This window comes from Paraglaciecola sp. G1-13 (genome assembly GCF_055809255.1).
Genome location: NZ_CM147903.1, coordinates 2,747,119 through 2,766,827, shown reverse-complemented (window position 1 = coordinate 2,766,827; position 19,709 = coordinate 2,747,119). Strand labels below are relative to the sequence as shown.

Annotated in this window: 18 protein-coding genes; 6 read left to right on the top strand and 12 right to left on the bottom strand. The window is 45.1% G+C overall.

The genetic code is table 11. The features are described 5' to 3' along the window. Positions 1–65 precede the first annotated feature (65 nt). From AC0L6N_RS11585 to AC0L6N_RS11570, 4 genes are read left to right on the top strand one after another with little or no spacing between them, the layout of a single operon-like run. Entirely contained in the window at positions 66–1,286 is a 1,221-nt protein-coding gene (locus tag AC0L6N_RS11585; protein WP_473474751.1) for an aldose epimerase family protein, read from the top strand. Positions 1,287–1,292: 6 nt separating this feature from the next. Further along, on the top strand, positions 1,293–2,300 hold the full coding sequence (locus tag AC0L6N_RS11580) for a LacI family DNA-binding transcriptional regulator (RefSeq protein WP_473474750.1): 1,008 nt from the start codon (positions 1,293–1,295) through the stop codon (positions 2,298–2,300). 15 nt (positions 2,301–2,315) lie between these two features. Then, entirely contained in the window at positions 2,316–3,743 is a 1,428-nt protein-coding gene (locus tag AC0L6N_RS11575) for an MFS transporter (protein WP_473474749.1), read from the top strand. A 14-nt stretch (positions 3,744–3,757) separates the two neighbouring features. Next, positions 3,758–4,771 carry a LacI family DNA-binding transcriptional regulator gene (locus tag AC0L6N_RS11570; RefSeq protein WP_473474748.1) on the top strand — a complete coding sequence of 338 codons (1,014 nt, stop codon included), beginning with the start codon at positions 3,758–3,760 and terminating at the stop codon, positions 4,769–4,771. Positions 4,772–4,790: 19 nt separating this feature from the next. Here the strand turns inward: AC0L6N_RS11570 and AC0L6N_RS11565 are convergent, their stop codons facing one another. The 12 genes from AC0L6N_RS11565 to corA form a co-directional block, all read right to left on the bottom strand. Further along, positions 4,791–6,338 carry a GAF domain-containing protein gene (locus AC0L6N_RS11565; protein ID WP_473474747.1) on the bottom strand — a complete coding sequence of 516 codons (1,548 nt, stop codon included), beginning with the start codon at positions 6,336–6,338 and terminating at the stop codon, positions 4,791–4,793. Positions 6,339–6,779: 441 nt separating this feature from the next. Then, entirely contained in the window at positions 6,780–7,142 is a 363-nt protein-coding gene (locus AC0L6N_RS11560) for a carboxymuconolactone decarboxylase family protein (protein ID WP_011575450.1), read from the bottom strand. Between the two features lie 238 nt (positions 7,143–7,380). Next, positions 7,381–8,280 (bottom strand): F0F1 ATP synthase subunit gamma, encoded by a 900-nt coding sequence (locus AC0L6N_RS11555; protein WP_473474746.1) that lies wholly within the window; start codon positions 8,278–8,280, stop codon positions 7,381–7,383. Beyond that, a complete protein-coding gene (locus tag AC0L6N_RS11550) occupies positions 8,273–9,859 on the bottom strand; it encodes an alternate F1F0 ATPase, F1 subunit alpha (protein ID WP_473474745.1) in 1,587 nt (528 codons plus the stop codon). The genes AC0L6N_RS11555 and AC0L6N_RS11550 overlap by 8 nt, the downstream gene beginning before the upstream one ends. Before the next feature lie 68 nt (positions 9,860–9,927). After that, positions 9,928–10,836 (bottom strand): F0F1 ATP synthase subunit B, encoded by a 909-nt coding sequence (gene atpF / locus AC0L6N_RS11545; RefSeq protein WP_473474744.1) that lies wholly within the window; start codon positions 10,834–10,836, stop codon positions 9,928–9,930. A 3-nt stretch (positions 10,837–10,839) separates the two neighbouring features. Continuing rightward, positions 10,840–11,118, bottom strand: coding sequence for a F0F1 ATP synthase subunit C (locus tag AC0L6N_RS11540; protein ID WP_006992831.1), 279 nt, complete (start codon positions 11,116–11,118; stop codon positions 10,840–10,842). After that, positions 11,118–11,837: a F0F1 ATP synthase subunit A gene (locus tag AC0L6N_RS11535; protein WP_473474743.1), complete on the bottom strand. Its 720-nt coding sequence runs from the start codon at positions 11,835–11,837 to the stop codon at positions 11,118–11,120. Before AC0L6N_RS11535 ends, AC0L6N_RS11540 begins: the two co-directional genes overlap by 1 nt. Next, the gene (locus AC0L6N_RS11530; RefSeq protein WP_473474742.1) at positions 11,827–12,153 is read right to left on the bottom strand and encodes an N-ATPase subunit AtpR; all 327 of its coding nucleotides are present in this window, start codon (positions 12,151–12,153) and stop codon (positions 11,827–11,829) included. Before AC0L6N_RS11530 ends, AC0L6N_RS11535 begins: the two co-directional genes overlap by 11 nt. Further along, positions 12,143–12,553 carry an AtpZ/AtpI family protein gene (locus AC0L6N_RS11525; protein ID WP_473474741.1) on the bottom strand — a complete coding sequence of 137 codons (411 nt, stop codon included), beginning with the start codon at positions 12,551–12,553 and terminating at the stop codon, positions 12,143–12,145. Before AC0L6N_RS11525 ends, AC0L6N_RS11530 begins: the two co-directional genes overlap by 11 nt. Before the next feature lie 4 nt (positions 12,554–12,557). Continuing rightward, positions 12,558–12,947, bottom strand: coding sequence for a F0F1 ATP synthase subunit epsilon (locus AC0L6N_RS11520; protein ID WP_473474740.1), 390 nt, complete (start codon positions 12,945–12,947; stop codon positions 12,558–12,560). Next, on the bottom strand, positions 12,937–14,550 hold the full coding sequence (gene atpD, locus AC0L6N_RS11515) for a F0F1 ATP synthase subunit beta (RefSeq protein WP_473474739.1): 1,614 nt from the start codon (positions 14,548–14,550) through the stop codon (positions 12,937–12,939). The genes AC0L6N_RS11520 and atpD overlap by 11 nt, the downstream gene beginning before the upstream one ends. A 195-nt stretch (positions 14,551–14,745) precedes the next feature. Beyond that, the gene (gene corA, locus AC0L6N_RS11510; RefSeq protein WP_473474738.1) at positions 14,746–15,813 is read right to left on the bottom strand and encodes a magnesium/cobalt transporter CorA; all 1,068 of its coding nucleotides are present in this window, start codon (positions 15,811–15,813) and stop codon (positions 14,746–14,748) included. Between the two features lie 185 nt (positions 15,814–15,998). On the opposite strand from corA, the gene AC0L6N_RS11505 reads away from it, so the two are divergent. Continuing rightward, positions 15,999–16,991, top strand: coding sequence for a D-cysteine desulfhydrase family protein (locus AC0L6N_RS11505; protein ID WP_473474737.1), 993 nt, complete (start codon positions 15,999–16,001; stop codon positions 16,989–16,991). 310 nt (positions 16,992–17,301) lie between these two features. Then, positions 17,302–19,347 carry a putative bifunctional diguanylate cyclase/phosphodiesterase gene (locus tag AC0L6N_RS11500; protein WP_473474736.1) on the top strand — a complete coding sequence of 682 codons (2,046 nt, stop codon included), beginning with the start codon at positions 17,302–17,304 and terminating at the stop codon, positions 19,345–19,347. Positions 19,348–19,709 lie beyond the last annotated feature (362 nt).

The following is a 19,709-nucleotide window of genomic DNA, read 5'->3' as shown; positions in this document are numbered from 1 at the left end:
CTGGAGTTTATCGTCTTTCTATCGTATGTTTGTGGCTGTCTATTCAACTATCATATGTATTATTGATGAAACCATTCACATTATTTACTCGTGCTTATTTTCGATTTAACCGATTAGGGGGGTTGCTTCGACTATTTGTATTTATTGGCTCGTGCTGTTTAATTTGTCTACCTGCGCTGTCAAAGGCACAAGAAGATGAGTCTAATGTTGACGTGACTGAGGAAATTTGGGGCGAATATAAAGGTGAGGACATAAAGCGTTTCACCTTATCTAATCAACATGGCATGCGGGTTAGCGTAACGAATTGGGGCGCCTATGTAACATCCATCATTGTCGCGGATAAAAACGGTACATTTGAAGATGTGGTGTTGGGTTACGACAGCGCAGATGAGTATGTGCACGACTGTTGTTATAACGGTGCAACCGTCGGCCGTTTTGCCAATCGTATTGCTGGTGGGCACTTTCAAATCGATGGTAAACCAGTGCAATTAAGCGTCAAGCGTGATGGTGGTAACAAAGGCAATCATGCTCATGGCGGAGAATTGGGGTTCAATAAGAAGCTGTGGCAGGCACGCCAAGTGCCCAGTGGAGTCGAGATGCGCTATTTATCCCTCGACGGTGAAGAAGGGTATCCAGGCAATGCCAATGTAACCGTGCTGTATCGCTTAAATGCTAATAATGAGTTTACCGTTAGTTTTAAAGCTACCAGTGACAAAACAACCCCTATTAATCTCATCTCTCATATCTATTTTAATTTGACCGGCAATCAAAAGCGCAACATTGAACAGCACCAACTGCAGGTTGACGCTAGCACTTTAGTGCAAGTCAAAAAGAGCTTACTGCCCACTGGTAAGCTAATGAGCGTGAAAAGGACGCCGTTCGATTTAACAAAAGCAGCTACTCTGCATGGACGACTTGCGAGTGTGCATGAACAATTGAAATTGGCGAACGGACAAGATAAAACCCATGGTGGCTTTGATCATACTTGGGTGTTCGACCGATATGATGGTAAGTTGCTCCATCAAGTTCAACTATATGAGCCTGACAGCGGGCGAATGCTAGACATTCTAACCACTCAGCCAGGTGTACACGTGTACACAGGCAACTTCATGAACGGTAGTGCAATAGGTAAGCAGGGAAAACCAATGACATTTCGCAGTGGCGTCGCACTAGAAACGCAGCACTTTGCCGACTCGGTGAATCAACCTCAATTTCCCTCTACCTTATTAAGGCCCGGTGAAACATACTCTGAATCAACCGTTTATCGCTTTGGGAGCAGACAGTAAAAAGCAATGGCAACCATAAAAGATGTAGCAAAATTGGCCGGTGTGTCACCAGCGACGGTATCTAGGGTCTTGAGTTCGACCGTTGTCGTCAGCCCAAAAACCAAAGCCAGAATTGAAAAAGCCATCGCTGAGCTGGATTTTAGGCCCAATGCCCACGCTCGTGCATTAGTGAATAAAAGTACACATACCATAGGTGTGGTTATTTCGCAGCTCGCCGACCCTTTCTTTGCGCAAATGGCTAGCAGCATCGAAGACGTCGCTAAAAAACGCAAGTTCAAGGTATTGGTCAGTACCGGCTCGTTAGATGCGCAAAAAGAATTAACCGCCATCAAAAGTTTACAAGCCCAGCGCTGTGAGGCCATGGTAGTGAACAGTAAAGCCTTGGCTGATGACGTGCTAATCGATTTGGCTCAGCGCATTCCCGGCTTCGTATTAATCAATAAATTTATTCCCGAGATCAGTGAGCGTTGTGTTTGGTTTGATAATATTGCGGGAGGAAAGGTGATGGCCGATTACATGGCGTCCCTTGGTCATACCGGAATTGCGGTGGTTTCCACCAAAGAGCGAGTCTATGATGCAACGCACAGGTTAAATGGTATTCGCCAGTCACTGAATGCTCATCAGATAGCTTTACCAGAGGAGTATATTGCGCACGGCTCTCCAGATTATGACGGAGGCCGTGCCGCAGTCGCAAGTTTCATTCAGCGCGGGGTGAATTTCAGTGCTGTGCTTTGCTACAACGATGCAATGGCAACTGGCGTCATCTCAGCATTGACAGATTTAGGAAAACGAATACCGGATGATGTATCAATCATCGGCTTTGATGATGTTCTGTTAGCAAAGTACTGTATGCCTAAGTTGACGACGGTGAAGTACCCTATTGATATTATGGCGCGCAAGGCCACAGAGTTGGCCTTGAGTCTTGTCGCTAAAGACAAAACCGTAAATCAAAACGCCAAAGACTATCAATACAAGCCATTTTTGGTGAAGCGTGAGTCAGCCGCAAAACATTAGCGCAGTGGCGAGTACATGCTGACGTTACCCGATATTTCTCGTCAGCATCTTATCGCTCTTGGCTTTGGGTTTTTAGCACTGTTTTTTGCAAACCAGAGCCTTAGCGCAATGGCCGTTCCTTACTTTCAAATGACCTTAGGGCTAGACCCATTTTGGTTAAGCCTAGTGATTGCCGCTCCTATTATGTTTGCCGCTTTTATTAGCCAAAAAGTCGGTCGAGCTTCTGAACGCATACAGCATAAACATGGCAACCGCCGGGTCACACTGTTTATATCGGGCGTGACCTCAGGTGTGCTGTTTGGAGCGATATGGTTAGTGCCAAATACTTGGTCAAATACTGACGTATTATGGTATGTGTTAGCGCTCAACTTCTTGTTTTCTATTGCCTTAACGTTTCTTACTATCAACGTTAAGTCACTGGCATTTGAACTAAGCCGTGACGAAACTCAGCGTGTTAAGGTCATGGCATTTGGCTCTTTGTTTGAGCGGTTTGGCACCTTCGCCTATTTTTGGTTGTTTCCTTTGGCGCAATTGTCTATATGGGGCAGCGTATATCTGGGGATCCAATATGTAGGCTGGTTTATCGGGATCGTACTGATTGCCTTTTTTTCTATTGTTAGCGCGTGGTGTTGTGCCCCAAAACCAGTGATATTGTCGTCGATGAGTGCTGGGCAAACGGGTCTATTTAAGCGCAAAGGAGATACGCCTGCGAATGCTCCTGGTTGCATAAGCATCGCCAAACCACCAACGGACGAAAGAACGAAAAGGGCCTTATTTTTATTGTTAAGTTTGACGCTGATTAAATTTGGGGCAATCAGCATTTTTACCAGTTTTGATTTTTATCTTTTGGTGTATTTTGTAAAGGGCGGTGACATTGAGGCAGGTGCTTACTGGAAGGGTATTTTATCGTCAACGTTTGCATTGGTAACCTTAGTTATGATCCCGCTATTTTCATACGTTGCGATAAAGCTCGGCAGATTAAAGGCTTTGAGCATTATCTACTGGTTAACTGCCTTGGGTGCGGTGTTAAAATGGTTTATTTATCAGCCAGGCAATGAGTGGGCTGTGATCATAGATGCATTACTGGGTGCGCCTTCTTGGGTGGCCATTTCCGTTATCATACCCAGTATGTTGGCCGATTTATGTGCCTATGAGCGAAAACTATCAGGACAGAATAAAGTAGGGTATTTTGTTTCAGCACAAAACAAAGTGATTAACATTGGTGTTGTAATGACGATGATCGGTGCTGGTCTGCTGCTCAACTTAGTGGGTTTTGATGCTAACGCGGGGGAAAATCAACGCCCCGATAGTATATTTTGGATGCGGGTGTGTCTAGCGGGAGGCCCGTTAGTACTGTGTTTTATATCCTTAATGATTGTGAAGTGTTATCCCTTATCCGAACAACGAATGGCATTGAGTAAAGATGCTATACATGGAGTCTAAAATGAGCGTAAGTCATGCCAACCATTAAAGATATTGCTAAGGCTGCAGGTGTATCACCGGCGAGTGTTTCAAGGGTTATTAACGATGGGCCGAAAGTCGGTGCTAAAACACGTGAAAAAATAAAGCGCATTATGCGCGAAATGCAGTACCAGCCAAATGCTAATGCGCAAGCAATTAACATGCAAAACAACGCGTCTATAGGAATTGTACTTGCTGACTTAACGGATCCTTTATTCGCCAAAATGGCTCATGGTATTGAAAAAGTCGCCGCGCAAAAAGATTTACAGATTTTTCTCAACTCAGGGGCGTTTGACCGCACCAGCGAGCTCGATGCCATTGAAGTATTACTGGAGCATCGCTATAAAGCCTTAGTGGTGCACAGTGCGATGATAGACGAAAAGACCCTAATCGAATTTGCCCGCAAAGTACCAGGGTTAGTGTTACTCAATCGGCATATTAAAGAGATTGAAAATCGCTGCATCTGGCTAGATGACAAGTTAGGCGGCGCGTTGATGGCAGACCATATCGTAGATAAAGGCCATAAAAAAATAGCGATTATTGGCGTGGATGGTATTCAAAATAACACCCGACTTCGCATTGAGGGCATGAAAGCCCAGTTAGCCAAATATCCAGTCACTTACGAAATCGAAATGTTAGCGCAAGGCGCTGCTACCTACGAAGGCGGTGAAGTCGCAGTGCAAAACTTACTCGCACGAGGGGTAGAGTTTAGCGCTATTTTAGCCTACAACGATGCCATTGCGGTGGGCGCGGTTTCAATGTTGAAGGCTCATGGCATGACAGTGCCTGATGATGTATCAGTGGTTGGTTTTAACAATTTGATCTTGGCACAGTGCATAAAGCCTAAGCTGACGACAATCCACAATCCTATCGAAGAAATGGCCATGAAGGCGACGGAGCTGGCACTTTCACTAAGCAAGGGAAATGATGATAGCGAGCAAGATTACGCCATAGATGAGTACAAATACCGTCCAGTGCTGGTAGAAAGACAATCCGTAAAGCAGCTCTAATGAGGTTTAATGCGTGTTTTTAAGGCGCGTCAATTTCCTCAGGACTTGGGATTGACTGGTTAGCGAAGTAATGGACGCTGTTGCGCCCCTTTGCTTTTGCTTTATACATAGCTTGGTCGGCGTTTTTAAGCAGTGTATCCATGTCAGCAGCATCATTTGGATAAAACGCAATACCAATACTCGCGGTACAGTAAACGCTTTCATCTTGGATAAAATACGGCTTGGCCAGTGCATCTGATAATTTGCATCCCAGGGCCTCAATATCCTCTGGGGAGATGGCATCTCGCAGGACGATGATAAATTCATCTCCGCCGAGTCTCGCTGCGATATCACTTTTGCGAATACACCCTTTTATACGTTTCGAACACTCTACCAGTACGATGTCCCCAGCAGCGTGACCTAGTGTGTCATTGACCGCTTTGAATTTATCAAGATCTAACATGGCAACAGCAAGCTGCTTTTTCTCTCGATTGGCCTGAGTCATCGCGCTGGCGAGGTGTTCGTAAAGTAGGTTTCGATTAGGTAGATACGTCAAGCTGTCGTAGTTGGCTTGTTGCCATATTAATTTATCCGCTTTTTCTCGCTCGATGGCGATGCGAGTAAGATTGACAAATTGCTCTATCAGTTTGAGTTCGTCATTTTTTGGCGAGTATTGTTTTTGAAAATAGATAACGAAGCTACCTAAAACTTTTCCGTTGTTGCCAATAATGGGTTCAGACCAACAAGAAGCCAAATGGGCTTTTTGGGTCAACTCTGTCCAATCCACCCAGCCCGGATGACTAGCAATATTTGTTACAACCACACGCTTTGAGGAGAACGCCGCTTCAGCCCATGCGCCAATACCGTGACCAATTGATAGGCCGTCAATAGCCTGATTGTAATAGTCCGGTAGGCTTGGCGCTGCGCCAACCAATAACCGCCTGCCATTTCGATCGACGAGTAGCACGCTGCATAACGCATTAGGGATTTCATTTTCGATGCCATTAATAATTGCCGGTAGTATTTTAGATAACTTACTGGAACTGGCGATTAACTCGAGAATGTTATTGTGAATTTGGTTTATTTTGTCTTTGTTTGATAATTGTCGATTTTTATTTTGCATAAAAACTGAAAATATTAGCGAAAATATATTCGTTACCACAAAGGATGCAATGATGCGGGGGAGTGTGAAGCTATCGAATTGTTGAAACGTTAAAAAACACGCGATGGTAATTAAAACCAAGTTAAACAGGCTAGCGATTAGGGTCGGTAAGAGGTAAAAGCTGGCAATAATGATCGGGAAAACCCAATAAATTAACCCTGCGCCCTTAACGTGTATCCCTATTAGAATGGTGACTTGGGCAACAAAGGCGAATATCCCGCTCAACAGTTTGATTCTGCTAGTGAACCAAACCCCTAAAAAAATGGCAAATATGCCACCTACGGCCACTACATCTGCCAAACTATTAGCGATGTCTCCAGCCATAAGGCTCAACAAGAGAAAAGGAGAGAGTACCAGTGAAGCTGAGCCTGTAATGGCCAGAAGAATTTTATCTTCTAAGGTACGATCTTGGAATTTAATCGTCATATTAGGTCACCGTATAATGCATGGTGGCGTTCTCTTAAAGTGCAATAAACCAATGGATAACATAGCTGAAATTAACCGTTAGTGTTATAAAAAACAATAAGATAAGCTAATAAGTTTGCTCTTAGGCCGTTGTCAGACATACGGATAACCAGAGGCTATTTATCTGTTACGTGTGAAATTCAATCTATAGGGGGCTGTATTAATGCGCAGCAGCTACTGAGACCAAATGAATTCACAAAGCGCTGGAAAAAAGCCACAACATAGCGCTGAAATAGAACGTGTATTTCTTCAATATAGGCCTGACCCGCAAATGCCTTCGGGCACTTATATTCGCATGCACGCTTTGATGTAGAGCCTCAGGCATCGCGATTATCCGCTTTGCTCAAAATCACAAACTGCACTAAAAATACCCTGTAAAGATGAATAGCCTTGGTGTTTTGTTTACAAAGGTAAGTCTTGATTTAGCTCGAATTGATCTAAGGCTTCTAATGCTTCGCAACCATAAACCATAGACGGTCCACCACCCATTAATATTGCTACTCCTATGGTCTCTACAATTTCTTGTCTATTTGCACCGGCTTTCAGAGCGTCATGCACGTGAAAAGCGATACACCCATTGCAGCGTACAGATATCGCAATACTCAGTGCAATAAGCTCTTTGGTTTTATTGTCCAAAGCGCCTTTGGCGACAGCATTTACGTGGAGTTCACCGAAACCCGCCATGGTCTCAGGGATTTCAGAGATTAGTTTAGCACTGAGATCTTGTAGCTTTTGATAGGTGTTGATGTGATCAGTTGGTTGCATTGATTCGGCCTTTTAGTGTGGTGAGTTCGACGTGTTAAAATGCGCTACGCGCGATAAAATTATTCACGCAAAACGTGATGTCATATCTACTTTTTCATACAAATAAGTATGCGCGCTCAACTAAATCAGCTATTGATGCAGGTCAAAGGAAAGTTGTTTAATTTTTATAAGGTAGTTGGGTCTGCGCGCTAACATGAAAACAGGTTAGCTATTTACATTTATCAGATTTGATTACGGATTAATTGGCATTTCCCAGCGCTTCAAACCCACTGCTCAAATCTGATAACTCTTCATCAATGGCACCTTGACGATGGCGATGAAATTGCCGCAATAGTAAGGTTTGCAATTCATCTATGTTTTTTTCGGCTCGCTGCATAGAGGTCAGTCTGCTGGCATTCTCACTGGCCAGTGATTGTGTAGCGGCCCTAAAAAGAGATGTAAAAAGATATTCTCCAATCAGTGCGCTAAAACTTTTTTGAGGGGCAGTTAATAGTTCTGGGATGCACTTGGTCGGCCAAACTTGAGTGTTAATTTGCTGCTGCCATTGTTTATCTAGTGGTAATACGCGTTGGCAAGTCGGCTCATATTGCGCGTTTTGGGCGCTGTGATTGAAAAATAGATAGACCTCCTCTAGTTGATTTGTTTGCTGATGCCTGTGGATTTCCTGCAACAATTCTGTGACCAATGACGTGACAGTACCTATGGTGTTAGGCAAAACAAGGGGTTTTTGCACCGTATGCTGGCTGTCTTCTAGGTAGGAGTACATTCGCTCTCCCACCGCCCATATTAGTTTATCGTTAGTAAGCGTTGCGATTTTCTCGGTCATAAATGCCAACAGCACATCATTAAATTGACCTACGAGTCCTTGATCAGAGCCAATGACGATAATCCCGGTCTTGCCACGCTCCTTGCTTGATGGGGTTATCTTAACGCTCGGCGTTTGAGCGGGTAAGTCGATATGATGGAAATACCCCATTAAGCCCAGTTGTACCGTATGATAATAATCATCTAAAGCATGCACAGCGTTTTCGTATTGAGTGATATTGACCGCTGCCATGGCCTTCATGGTGCGCACGACCGATTTTAAATCGTTTGCGCTGTGCAGTTTATGTTGTATGACGCTGCTTGACTCACCCATTGGCTTCATTAACCGTAGTCTGAATTTTATCACCACTGCGCAAAGTGCCTTCGGTAAAAGGTTTAAGTGCTTGGGATAACATGTCAAGAATGATGTGTTGATCTTGCTCTTCTAAGCTTTCAGCCTGTTCTAATTTTTCAATAATAGGCAGGGGCAGGCTAGTTAGGCCATCAATGGCAGCGGATTGAGCGCTATCCATAGCCGCTAAATCGATTGCATCAAACAGGTCATTTGTCAGTGCCAGTAATATTACAATTTGAGCTGCCACCGACTGTGGGCTTGACTCAGCTTGCTTAAGACATGAGCGAATACGCTGTCCGTGCTCGATTGTCTGTAAGCTATCAGCATCTAGACGCGCCCCAAAGCGGGCAAAGGTTTCAAGCTCTTCAAACTGTGCGTATGCTAATTTTAATGCCCCAGATACTTTTCTAAATGCCGAACGCTGCGCTTTGCCACCCACCCGAGACACAGATTTGCCCACATCGACAGCTGGTAAGATGCCAAGCGAAAAAAGAGCGGGCGATAAATATATCTGGCCATCGGTAATCGAAATCAGGTTGGTCGGTATGTAAGCCGACATATTTTGCTCTTCAGTTTCAATGATGGGTAATGCGGTCATCGACCCACCTCCGTGCGCCTCATTCAAGTGCGTTGAGCGCTCAAGTAAGCGTGAGTGCAGATAAAATATATCCCCAGGGAAGGCTTCCCGGCCCGGAGGCCTGCGCAGTAACAAGGATAGCTCTCGATAAGAGCGCGCGTGCTGAGTTAAATCATCATACACAATCAGCACATCTTTGCCTTGCTCCATGAAATATTCACCAATACTGGTTGCCGCATAGGGGGCGATATAATCAAGCCCGGGGGGATCATTGCCCTCAGTGACCATTACCACTGTATATTCAAACGCATTATGGTGCTTTAAGGTGGCCAGTATTTTGGCTACCGACGCTGACTTTTGTCCTATGGCGCAATAGACGCACAGCACGTTTTTGTCTTTTTGATTGAGAATGGCATCTATCGCAATAGAGGTTTTACCTGTTTGTCGGTCACCCATAATGAGCTCACGTTGGCCTTTACCAATCGGTATGAGCGCGTCTAATACCTTGAGGCCGGTTTGCAGCGGCTCAGAGACTGGGGAGCGCGTCATTATCTCAGGGGCTGGGCGTTCTATTGCCATGCGTTGCGTGCAGGTGAGGTTGCCTTTACCATCAAGCGTACGACCAAGGGGATCAATGACTCGGCCTATCAAATCAGCCCCAACAGGTATGTCTACCACACGTCCTGTGCGCTTAACTTCATCCCCAGCGTTAAGCTGACTGTAATCTCCCAGCATGATGACGCCAATTTCATGTTCATCAATGTTAAATGCAATGCCGTAAATATCCCCGGGAAAGCACAATAATTCTTCAAAGCCTGCGCTGGGTAAGCCATGCACGATGGCAATGCCAGCAGAAACACTTTTCACCGTCCCGATTTCTTGCAACACAAGGTTGGGCTGTGCTCGCTGACGGCTCTGCTCAAGGTGCTCAAAAAGGTACTGGTAACCTTGTTTCAGGTTGTTATCAACGCTGGGAGTCATTGCCGTTCCTTCTTATTACTGTTTTTAGCCGAGTCTTGTTACTGGCGCTTTGGTATGCGAGCTCAAACTTAGGCATGGGGGATTTTAGCCTCAGCGTGGGGGGGATAATCCTCGGGATTGTCAGTTCCCTCGTTTTCAGTTAGGCCTAACGGCGTTTCTGTGAAAGGGATAAACTCTGCCTCAACGTCCTCTTGTAGCTCAGCTAAGTAGTTGTCAGTGCTCCAGGCGAGTTTCCAACCCCCCATGGTAAGCTCAATACCGTTAATTAACCTAGGTACGATACTTTCTGACAGTTTTATTGAAGGGGCGGGATTTGATGGCGCTGCATTCACACTGTTGTTTTGTGACGCGTCTTTTTTAAAAGAGGGCAAGTATTGTTGTAAGCATGCGAGCAATTGTTTTTTTTGCGCCTCAGCGAGTGGTTGAGCGCTGCGCACCACAATTTGATTGCCACTATTAGCCAGTGCTCGGGTAAGCGCAGCATGCTGATCATCATCTAGGGTGTTAAGGCGCTGAACAAGTTTATCTATCATCTTCGTTTGTAAGTCGCCGTCCGCTAGCTCGGTTAACACTTTGCGACTGATGGCATACACTTCATGAATATTCTGTTGCAATACATCTTGCTTAAGCTCGGCCATTTCTAAACGCAGGGCGGCGACCCGTTTCTTCACTATTTGTTCGGCATTATGTCGTGCGTTATCAAGCAGGCTTTGTGAAGCCGTTTGCGCTTCATTTTTAGCCTTACTGACTAGTTGCGTGCGTTCCTGCTCAATGTGCGCAAGTTTACTTTCATACTCAGTGCGCAAGTTTTCTGCTTGTGATTTGCAGGTATCAGCATCCGCTAAAATACCGGCAATCTTCTTTTCTCTGGCGTCTAAACCATCGATGATGGGGTGATACAAGAAGCGTTTTAGCAACCATAGCAATAGTAAGAAATTGATCCCTTGGGCGATGACCGTAAACCAGTCGATTGGCATGCTTTACCCCCCATTCTGGCTAATAAAGTAATTCCAGAAGGGATTACTGAATAACAGGATCATGGAAACTACAAAACAATAAATTGCTGTAGATTCAATCATGGCTAGGCCCACAAACAAGGTGCGGGTGATTGTTGATGAGGCATCAGGTTGTTGCGCTAACGCTTTCAGTGCGCTGGCCACAGCGGATCCCTCTGCCAAAGAAGGCCCTAATACGCCAATGCCAATCGTCAGGCCTGCTGTGATGATGGAGCAAATAGCAATCAAAGTTAGGCTATCCATTATTTTTCCTTTGTTGGGTTAGGTTTAGGCGAACGTAAAGTAAGAGACTGCTGGTTATTTACCACACTTGCAGCCCCTATATAGACAGATGCAAGAACGAAAAATATATAGGCTTGTACCATGCCAGTGAGTAACCCAAGTACTGACATGATCACCGGGAATATGAACGGTGAAATAACCAGTAATATGGCCAAGATCATTGCGCCGCTCATCATATTTCCAAACAATCGCACCGCTAAGGCGAGCGTTCGCGATAACTCCCCTATGATATTAAAGGGCAGCATGAACGGGGTAGGTTGTGTGTAGGATAATAAGTAACGCTTTACGCCTCTATTTTTAATGCCGTAATACGGCACGGACACAAATACGCACGTTGCCAGCGCTATGGTGGTAGACAATGACCCCGTGGGAGGCTCGAAGCCAGGAACCATCGTCAGTAGATTACTCATGGCAATAAACAGAAATAACGTTCCTAGAAACCCCATGTAAACTCTAGGCTTTGTTAAGCCTGCGTCCATTATCTGTTGTTGGATAGTTAGCACCAACATTTCTAGCCCGTTTTGCCAACGAGAGCGATGCAGGCCTTTTTTAAGATTACGCGTAATTAGGTAAGAGGCGCTTACCAACACGACCATGACGACCCATGTAGAGAGTAGTGTGGCGCTGATTTTAACGAAACCATACTGCCAATAAATGATTTCATCAGGGCTAATGTGCATGGGGCAATTCTCGTTTTTCGTTGTGTGAATTTTGAAAGCGAATTAACCATTTCGTCATCAGTAAGCGGCCGATAACAAATCCAAGTAAGCAGGCTATTAAACGCCACATATCGTTTGCCGAGACCCAATAAAAAACCGCTACGGCGGTTGCCATTCGCGCTAAAATACCCCCTAAAAACCATGCTGCGGGAAGGGTTGACTGTAAGCCCTTCTGGACGGTGAACCAGAGCGCATAAAAGAAACCGCACCCTAATAGCAGGCCGATTAACAAAGGGGTCAGTAAATCCGCTAACTGGGGTGTGAAATTAGACATCATGTTGATCATTTTCCTTGTTATCGTGTTTTTGCATAGTCGCGTCCTGATGCATAGTCGCGTCCTCGTGCATGGCCGCGTATTCTTTGCTGATCCACGCCCACGCAGTGAAACACCCCAGCGCCAATCCAGCGAGCAGTAATGCAAGTGTCCATGAACGCGGATCGGCATATTGCTTATCCAACCATATGCCTATTCCAACGCCAATCAGCGTAGGGATAGCTATCGACCAGCCTATGGTGCCCATCATTCCTAGGCCAAACCAAACGCCTGCATTTTTTTGACGTTTAGCTTTTAGCTTTAACGCGACTTTCGCATCAACCTGTTTGGCTAGATGGGGCGCATCGCTGTTGGCGCTGTGCTTGTTTTCGTTAGGCTGTGGTTTAGCGGAATGGCTTTTCATCGATTTAGTGCTTCGACAATGCTGAAAACTGTTTCAAAAAGCCGCTTTCTAGTTTCGCCAAGACAGTGCGCAACGCTTGTTGTTCTTGATCCAGCGCTAGAAATTCTTGCTTGACGGCTTGTTGTAATTTTTGTAACGAACTGCCCTGAATGGCGCGGCGCACCGAAATCATCACTTGGGCACCCGTCTTAACCATTATGCCTTGGTCTATGGCAATAAACTGAGACTGCTGGGCACCTTGTTGATAAGACAAAATGCCGGGGACTAATGGGCTAATACAGTCTAAGCGTTGAGGAAGAATGCCATGGCTGCCAGAGGGCGTTTCTATCACCAAATTTGTTACATCGCCAAGCGTGGCGAACACCTGATAGGGCAGTAGAATGTTAACGTCCATTTTGGGGCTCCTCCAGTGACTCGTTTTGCGCATCTTGCTTAAAAGTGTTGGGTTGGGAGACATTGGGTTTAGCGCTGCTAGGTATAGCGTTGTCTGGTTCAGAGTTTTTCGGCCCAGGACTGTTGCCTTTAGAGTTACTGGGCTTGAGGTCGCTGTTCATTGAGCTGTTTTTCTCAGTGGCGCTTTGTTTGGGTTTGATGGCTTCATCTATTTCGCCAATCATGTACAACGCGCTTTCTGGATAATTGTCGAACTCACCTTGTAAAATACGCTCACAACCAGTAAGTGCTTGTTCAAGGGAGACAAACTTGCCTTTCATACTGGTAAATTGCTCAGTGGTAAAAAAGGGCTGGGTAAAAAAGCGCTCTAATCGCCTTGCTCTTGACACAACGTCGCGGTCTTTTTTCGAGAGTTGCTCAAGACCTAACATGGCAATAATGTCTTTTAGTTCATTGTACTGAGCCAGAATTTGCTTCACTTGTCGGGCCACGTCGTAGTGTCTTTGGCCGACGACCGTGGGCGTGGCTAGCTTCGAACTGGATTGCAACGGATCCACCGCTGGATAAAACCCTTCACTTGCGCGTTTACGTGATAGCACTAAGGTTGCTGATAGGTGAGAAAAGGTGTGCACTGCGGCAGGGTCCGTAAAGTCGTCAGCGGGGACATAAACCGCTTGTATAGAAGTGACTGCGCCATCTTCAGTGTTGGCAATACGTTCTTCTAATCCCGCCAATTCAGTGCCTAACGTGGGCTGATAACCCATGCGGGATGGCATTTGTCCCATTAAGCCGGATACTTCTGAGCCCGCTTGAATAAAGCGAAAGATATTGTCTATCAGCAGCAGAACATCTTTTTTCTCGTCATCGCGAAAATACTCAGCCATGGTAAGCGCAGCGTGGCCTATGCGAAAACGACTGCCTGGCGGTTCGTTCATTTGGCCAAATAGCATGACCATATTGTCGAGCACGCCAGCTTCTTTCATCTCGCGGTACAGCTCTTCTCCCTCGCGGCATCGCTCGCCGATACCACAAAAAATACTCACGCCTTGCTGATGACTAACCATGTTGTGGATCATTTCGCTTAATAGCACGGTTTTACCTACACCCGCACCGCCAAATAAACCCGCTTTACCACCTCGCTCAAGTGGACACAACACATCGACAATTTTAATGCCGGTTTCAAATATCTGTAATTGACTGGATATCCTAGTCAGGGCAGGGGGAGCTTGGTGAACACTGCGCCACTTGCCATTATGTTGATAGGTATGACCGTCAATAGGGGCGCCAAACACATTGAACATACGAGACAAAGTGGAAGGGCCAACTGGTACTTTAAGAGGGCCGCCTGAATCTTCTACAGGCATGCCCCGCGCCAAGCCTTGGGTAGCCGTTAAAGCAATGGTGCGAATTTTTTGTGCTGATAATTGGGCGACAACTTCCAACACCACATGTTTGTTTTGGGCATAAATAACGTTGTGAATTGGCGGTACATGCTGTTCGAATATCAGATCAACGATACTTCCCCGTACAGCTGCCACAAGGCCTGTGTTCTGGGCGGGATTGAGTTGATATTGCGCAGTAACCGATGTGCTTACATTCGACATGAATTAAGTCAACTTATGGATCTCACCTTGTCGCTATTATGCAAGAGGCTCAGAAACGCATATTGACTCGTGTCAACTTTAGGATTGAAAACAATGTGATTTTTCTTTTTCGACAGAGAACGTTATGTTGAGTATCAAAATTAGACTACAGCGAAAAAGCGTCAGTCCGTCGCTTTGTCACACTAAGCCTTACGATTAAATCCATTTGTGTTTTTTGAAGAATAAAAGCATGCCCACAATCATGAAAATCATTACCGCCCATGCGCCAAGGTAACCGTAAGGGGAGTATAGCTCGGGCATATTGAGCGGGCCTGCATCATGACTGAAATTCATGCCATAAATACCTGCTACGAAGGTGGGGGGAATAAACAAGGTGGCGATGATCGTTAGTACTCTCATTACATCATTGAGCTTTAAACTGACCACGCTCATGTAGAGCTCCATAAGACCATTAGCCATTTCGTGGTAGGTTTCAGTCAACTCAAGAATAGAAATACTGTGGTCATAACAATCGCGCAAAAATAGCTTAGTGTCAGCTTTAATTAAGTCTGATGTGTCGTCGCGAAATAGGGTATTGAGCATTTCTCGGTGAGGCCAAATTTGTCTTCTTAACAGCAGCACCTCACGGCGTAACAGATGAATTTTTTGCAGAATGTCTTTGTCATGATTTTCAAGGAGTAGCTCCTCGGTGGCATCGATACGATCGGCGTATTGTTCTAAAACGGGAAATCCCCAATCGATAACCGTATCGATTAAACTATAAAACAGAAAATCAATGTGGCGCTTACGCAACCCAGAGGTGGGGAGTGTTAACCGATTACTGATGGCGGTAAATGGATTGAATTGCCCCCCGCAAAATGAAATAACCGTATTGTTCTTCAAAAATATGCTGACTTGCTGCAGGCTAACGCCTTGTTCGCTTGTTACTGGCAGGGTGAGAATAATGAAAATTTGATCTTCCTGAATATCAATTTTTGGCCTTTGTCCGAGATTCGACACATCTTCGATGAACAGTTCGTGGATGCCGAAATCTTTCGCCAATTGGGAGAAAGTGGCTTTATCAGGATCACCTTGAACATGCACCCAGGTCTCATTGTTATTCCCCAAGTACGACGCACATTGTTCTGCCGTCACATTTTTTTTCTCAACACAGTCGCTGGCATCAAAATCAAACACACTGAGCGTTAACTGACCTTTTTTATCATCGTGAATAACACCAGGCTGCGTGCCGGGTTGACTGTACTGCTTGCGAAATAACTTCATTTAAATCCTTGGTTACCTAGAAACGTGAGTGTATCGGTTGCGTTGCATAGCGTGACTCGTTTACCGGGCAAGTGTGAAGGCGAACAATCGACAACCACAATATATAATGAAAAATTGCAGTGGTGTTAACACAGGACCGAAAAAGTTGTAACGTTGATTTTCTTTTCGAATTTAGTGGGTTCACGATGATAAACTTTGCACTTATTCCACGGGCAACAATCTCCCACAATCCAACACCCCTTGAGAGTTTACCCAGGTTATCTGAAAAAGTGGGATGCAAGGTGTATATCAAACGCGATGATTGCACCGGACTTGCTGGTGGCGGCAATAAAACCCGCAAACTAGAGTATTTAATCGCCGATGCTCAGCAACACGGGGCCGACACTCTGGTGACGGTGGGAGGCTTGCAATCAAATCATGCGCGGCAAACTGCTGCCGCGGCCGCTAAATTTGGCTTAGGTTGCGAGCTTGTGCTCGAAGATGTTAAGGGCACGCCTAAAGCGGATTATTATCAAAACGGAAATGTGTTATTAGACACTCTACTGGGCGCCAATATCCATCGTTTAGGCCTAGAACAAGAGGTTGAAGCGTATACCAGTGCGCTGCTTGCAAAGCTAAAAATTCAGGGGCGAAAGCCGTATTTTATTCCCATGGGCGGGTCGAATGTGATGGGCAGTTTAGGCTATGTGCGCTGCGCCAAAGAAATATTACAACAATTGGCAGACGATGATCTTCACATCGACCAAATTGTGCTCGCGACGGGCAGTGCAGGTACCCAAGCAGGCTTGCTCGCAGGGCTGATTGCTGCTAACTCAGATATCTCGGTGCTGGGGGTAGCGGTGAGTCGCTCGAAGGAAGCGCAAGAACAGTTAGTGGAACAGTTACTCAGAGAAACGCTCACTTTTTTAGACATTGATCCCAATCGGGCGAAAGGCAAAGTGGTTGCCAATGGCAATTATTTTGGCGAAGGTTACGGTATGACTACGCCATCAATGGTAACGGCCGTCAAGCGCTGCGCCGAACTAGAAGGCGTGTTATTAGATCCCGTTTATACGGGCAAGGCAATGGCTGGCTTTATGGACTTGTGCGCCACAGGTGAGATTGGGGCAAATAGTCACCAGCTATTTATTCATACTGGGGGCAGTCAGGGGCTGTTTGCTTACCGTGAGGAATTTTAATTTGCTCGATTTATAGTGCAAGGTCGACGGTTACTCATTGCTCATTTCTGAGATTCAGGATAGGGTTTATTTTTGCACGGCATAAAACAATATGATGGTTGGTGAGCGAGGCTAAGCCTACAGGTTTAAGCGAGCGATTCTAAGCGAACGATAACAGGGGGGATGCTTTTATCCGTGCTTGGTTGTTGCTCGTTTAGCATCTTTGGAACGCCAAGGACTCTGCGCCCAATTTGGGTGGTATACATGGCAGAAATCTCACACATATGCTTGTGTGTGATGTTACTTTTAATGATTAATTGAATAATAAAATATGACTCTAGGCGTTTTTCGAGACTTTAAATCTCAGGCCATCATTGCTTTTGTAATGTGTTCGTTACTGGCGTTAACTGCCCACCGCTTGGGGTTAATGGATGTTTCACTCGATTTACTTTCCCCAGACACCCTGGTGGCTATGGAGCACCAACATGAAGGCGGCATGCGCAGCGAGTTGCATACTGGCGATCATTCAATCGCCATCGCCTGCGAACTTTCTGATATCAGTGCTTACTCCCTCTGTTTATTAAAACTTAACTACAGCCCGAGAAATCATTTTTCTCAAGGGCTCGATCTTTCAAACTATCAATCTGTTGAAATAGTCGCCACATTAAAAAGCCCTTCAGGCAAAGAAAACATTAAACTTTATTTAAGAAACAATAACCCTGCTTATTCATTACCACACATTGATATCAGCGATAAATTTAACACCATCGAATTTGAACTGGGGGACGAAAGCACCAACTTAAATGTACCTAGCAAAGCGCTGTTCGTTGCCCAGTGGTGGAAAAGAGAAAGAGGTATAGGGTATGAACAATCTCATGTCGATATCTCAAACATCGTTTCTATCGAGTTGGTCATTGATGAAGCGAAGGTGCTCGGTGACTACGTATTAACGGTGCACAGATTGAGCATGTCAGGGGAAGCGATAACAGAGCCTGAGCTGCTTAGATTGATTTTACTTTTACTCTTTATGGTCATAGTACTGCTGACCATCAGGCAGAAAAATAATCTCAAAAAAATATCGAGTACCGACCCGCTCACCGGTTTGTTGAACCGACGAGGAATGATTTTAAAAGTCCGAAAAGAGTTCAAACATATCGTTGAGCACCATACGATAAGCTTATTTTATTTTGACGTCGACGACTTTAAAAAGATAAACGATACCTACGGCCACCCCATTGGCGACGAACTTCTGGTAGCAATTTGCCAAAAGGTTAAGCTGATCATAAGCGAAATGAACTTTGAGGAGCGCTACTCGTTCGCTAGGTTAGCGGGTGATGAATTTGTTCTGACAATTACTGATTGTGACAAAGAAAAAGCGATACAAGTCAGTCGTAGAATCGGTCAGCTATTGATTGATCCAATCCCCGTTAGCGGCTGCGAGGTTAAGGTTGGTATTAGTCTTGGTCTAGCGTATTCCAGTGATAAAAAAGCATCTTTCAAAGCGCTACTGTCTCAAGCAGACTCTGCGATGCGCTGTGCAAAAGAGCAAGGAAAAGGGCGATTCAAGGTGTTTGATGATAGCCTCGCTTCTGCGATCTATCTAAAAAAATCCATTGCTGAAAATTTAAAAAATGCACTGATAAACCAAGACTTCTCAATCAGGTTTATGCCCATATTCAGTTGTTCCGATTTAAAACCTAGACGCGTTGAGGTGCTTATTCGCTGTGAATCAGACGCCATGCAAGGGGTTACTCCGGATGTTTTTATTCCTATTGCGGAAGAATTTGGCATCATCCAAAACATTGATTTATGGGTGGCAGAGACTAGCTTCGCCACTATGCAAATGCATTTTCTGACACCTGGTCGTTCGTGCCCAGTCTTTTGTATTAATATTTCAGCCATTGAGCTACTCAACAGCAGCTTTCCGAAGCAGTTAAAAAAGCTCATGCATAAATATCAAATACCCCCTGAGTATATTGAGTTGGAAATCACCGAAACCAGCTTAATTGAAGCCGGGGAGACGAGTTTAAGCATATTAAAAGAGCTTAAAAAATTAGGGGTTAATTTAGCCTTAGATGACTTTGGAACAGGTTACACGGGTTTTAATCAACTATTGGCCTATCCAGTGGACTGCTTGAAAATAGACCGTACTTTCGTGGCTGATATCGACAGCGAGCACGCTTCACACTTGCCTATGGTGAACGCGATCATGTCAATCGCCCAGTCCTATAATTTAGTCACGGTAGGGGAAGGGGTCGAGACCCAAGGGCAGTTAGATTACTTGCGTTCAGTCTCATGCCATTATGTTCAAGGTTACTTTCTCGCAAAACCGCTTTTACTGGATGATTATCTTTTGCTGCTAAACGATTACGCCTGAAGTGTTTGAGTATCTTTGTTAGTACTGCACAAGATAAAGGCTCGTAAGAAAGAATGAAGGTGATTTAACGCGTTTACACTGTGAAAGGCAGTTGAACTAGGTTAATTGGCTACTACAGGATGGATAATCGGCAAAAATAAGCGAATGCAATAGAGGCGAGAAGAGGGTTTTAGCGAAGGCCCAACTTTGCGAATGATGAGTGACAGGATATAGTCACATTACACGTGCCTTTGCATCAATGATGTTGTTTTAGGGATTGAAAAAGTGCACTTAATAACTGAGAGAAATTGCGTTGCAGAACTTACAAAAACTGTATGAAATAACATCAGATAGTGCCTTGTCATACTCGCAAAAAATGGTTG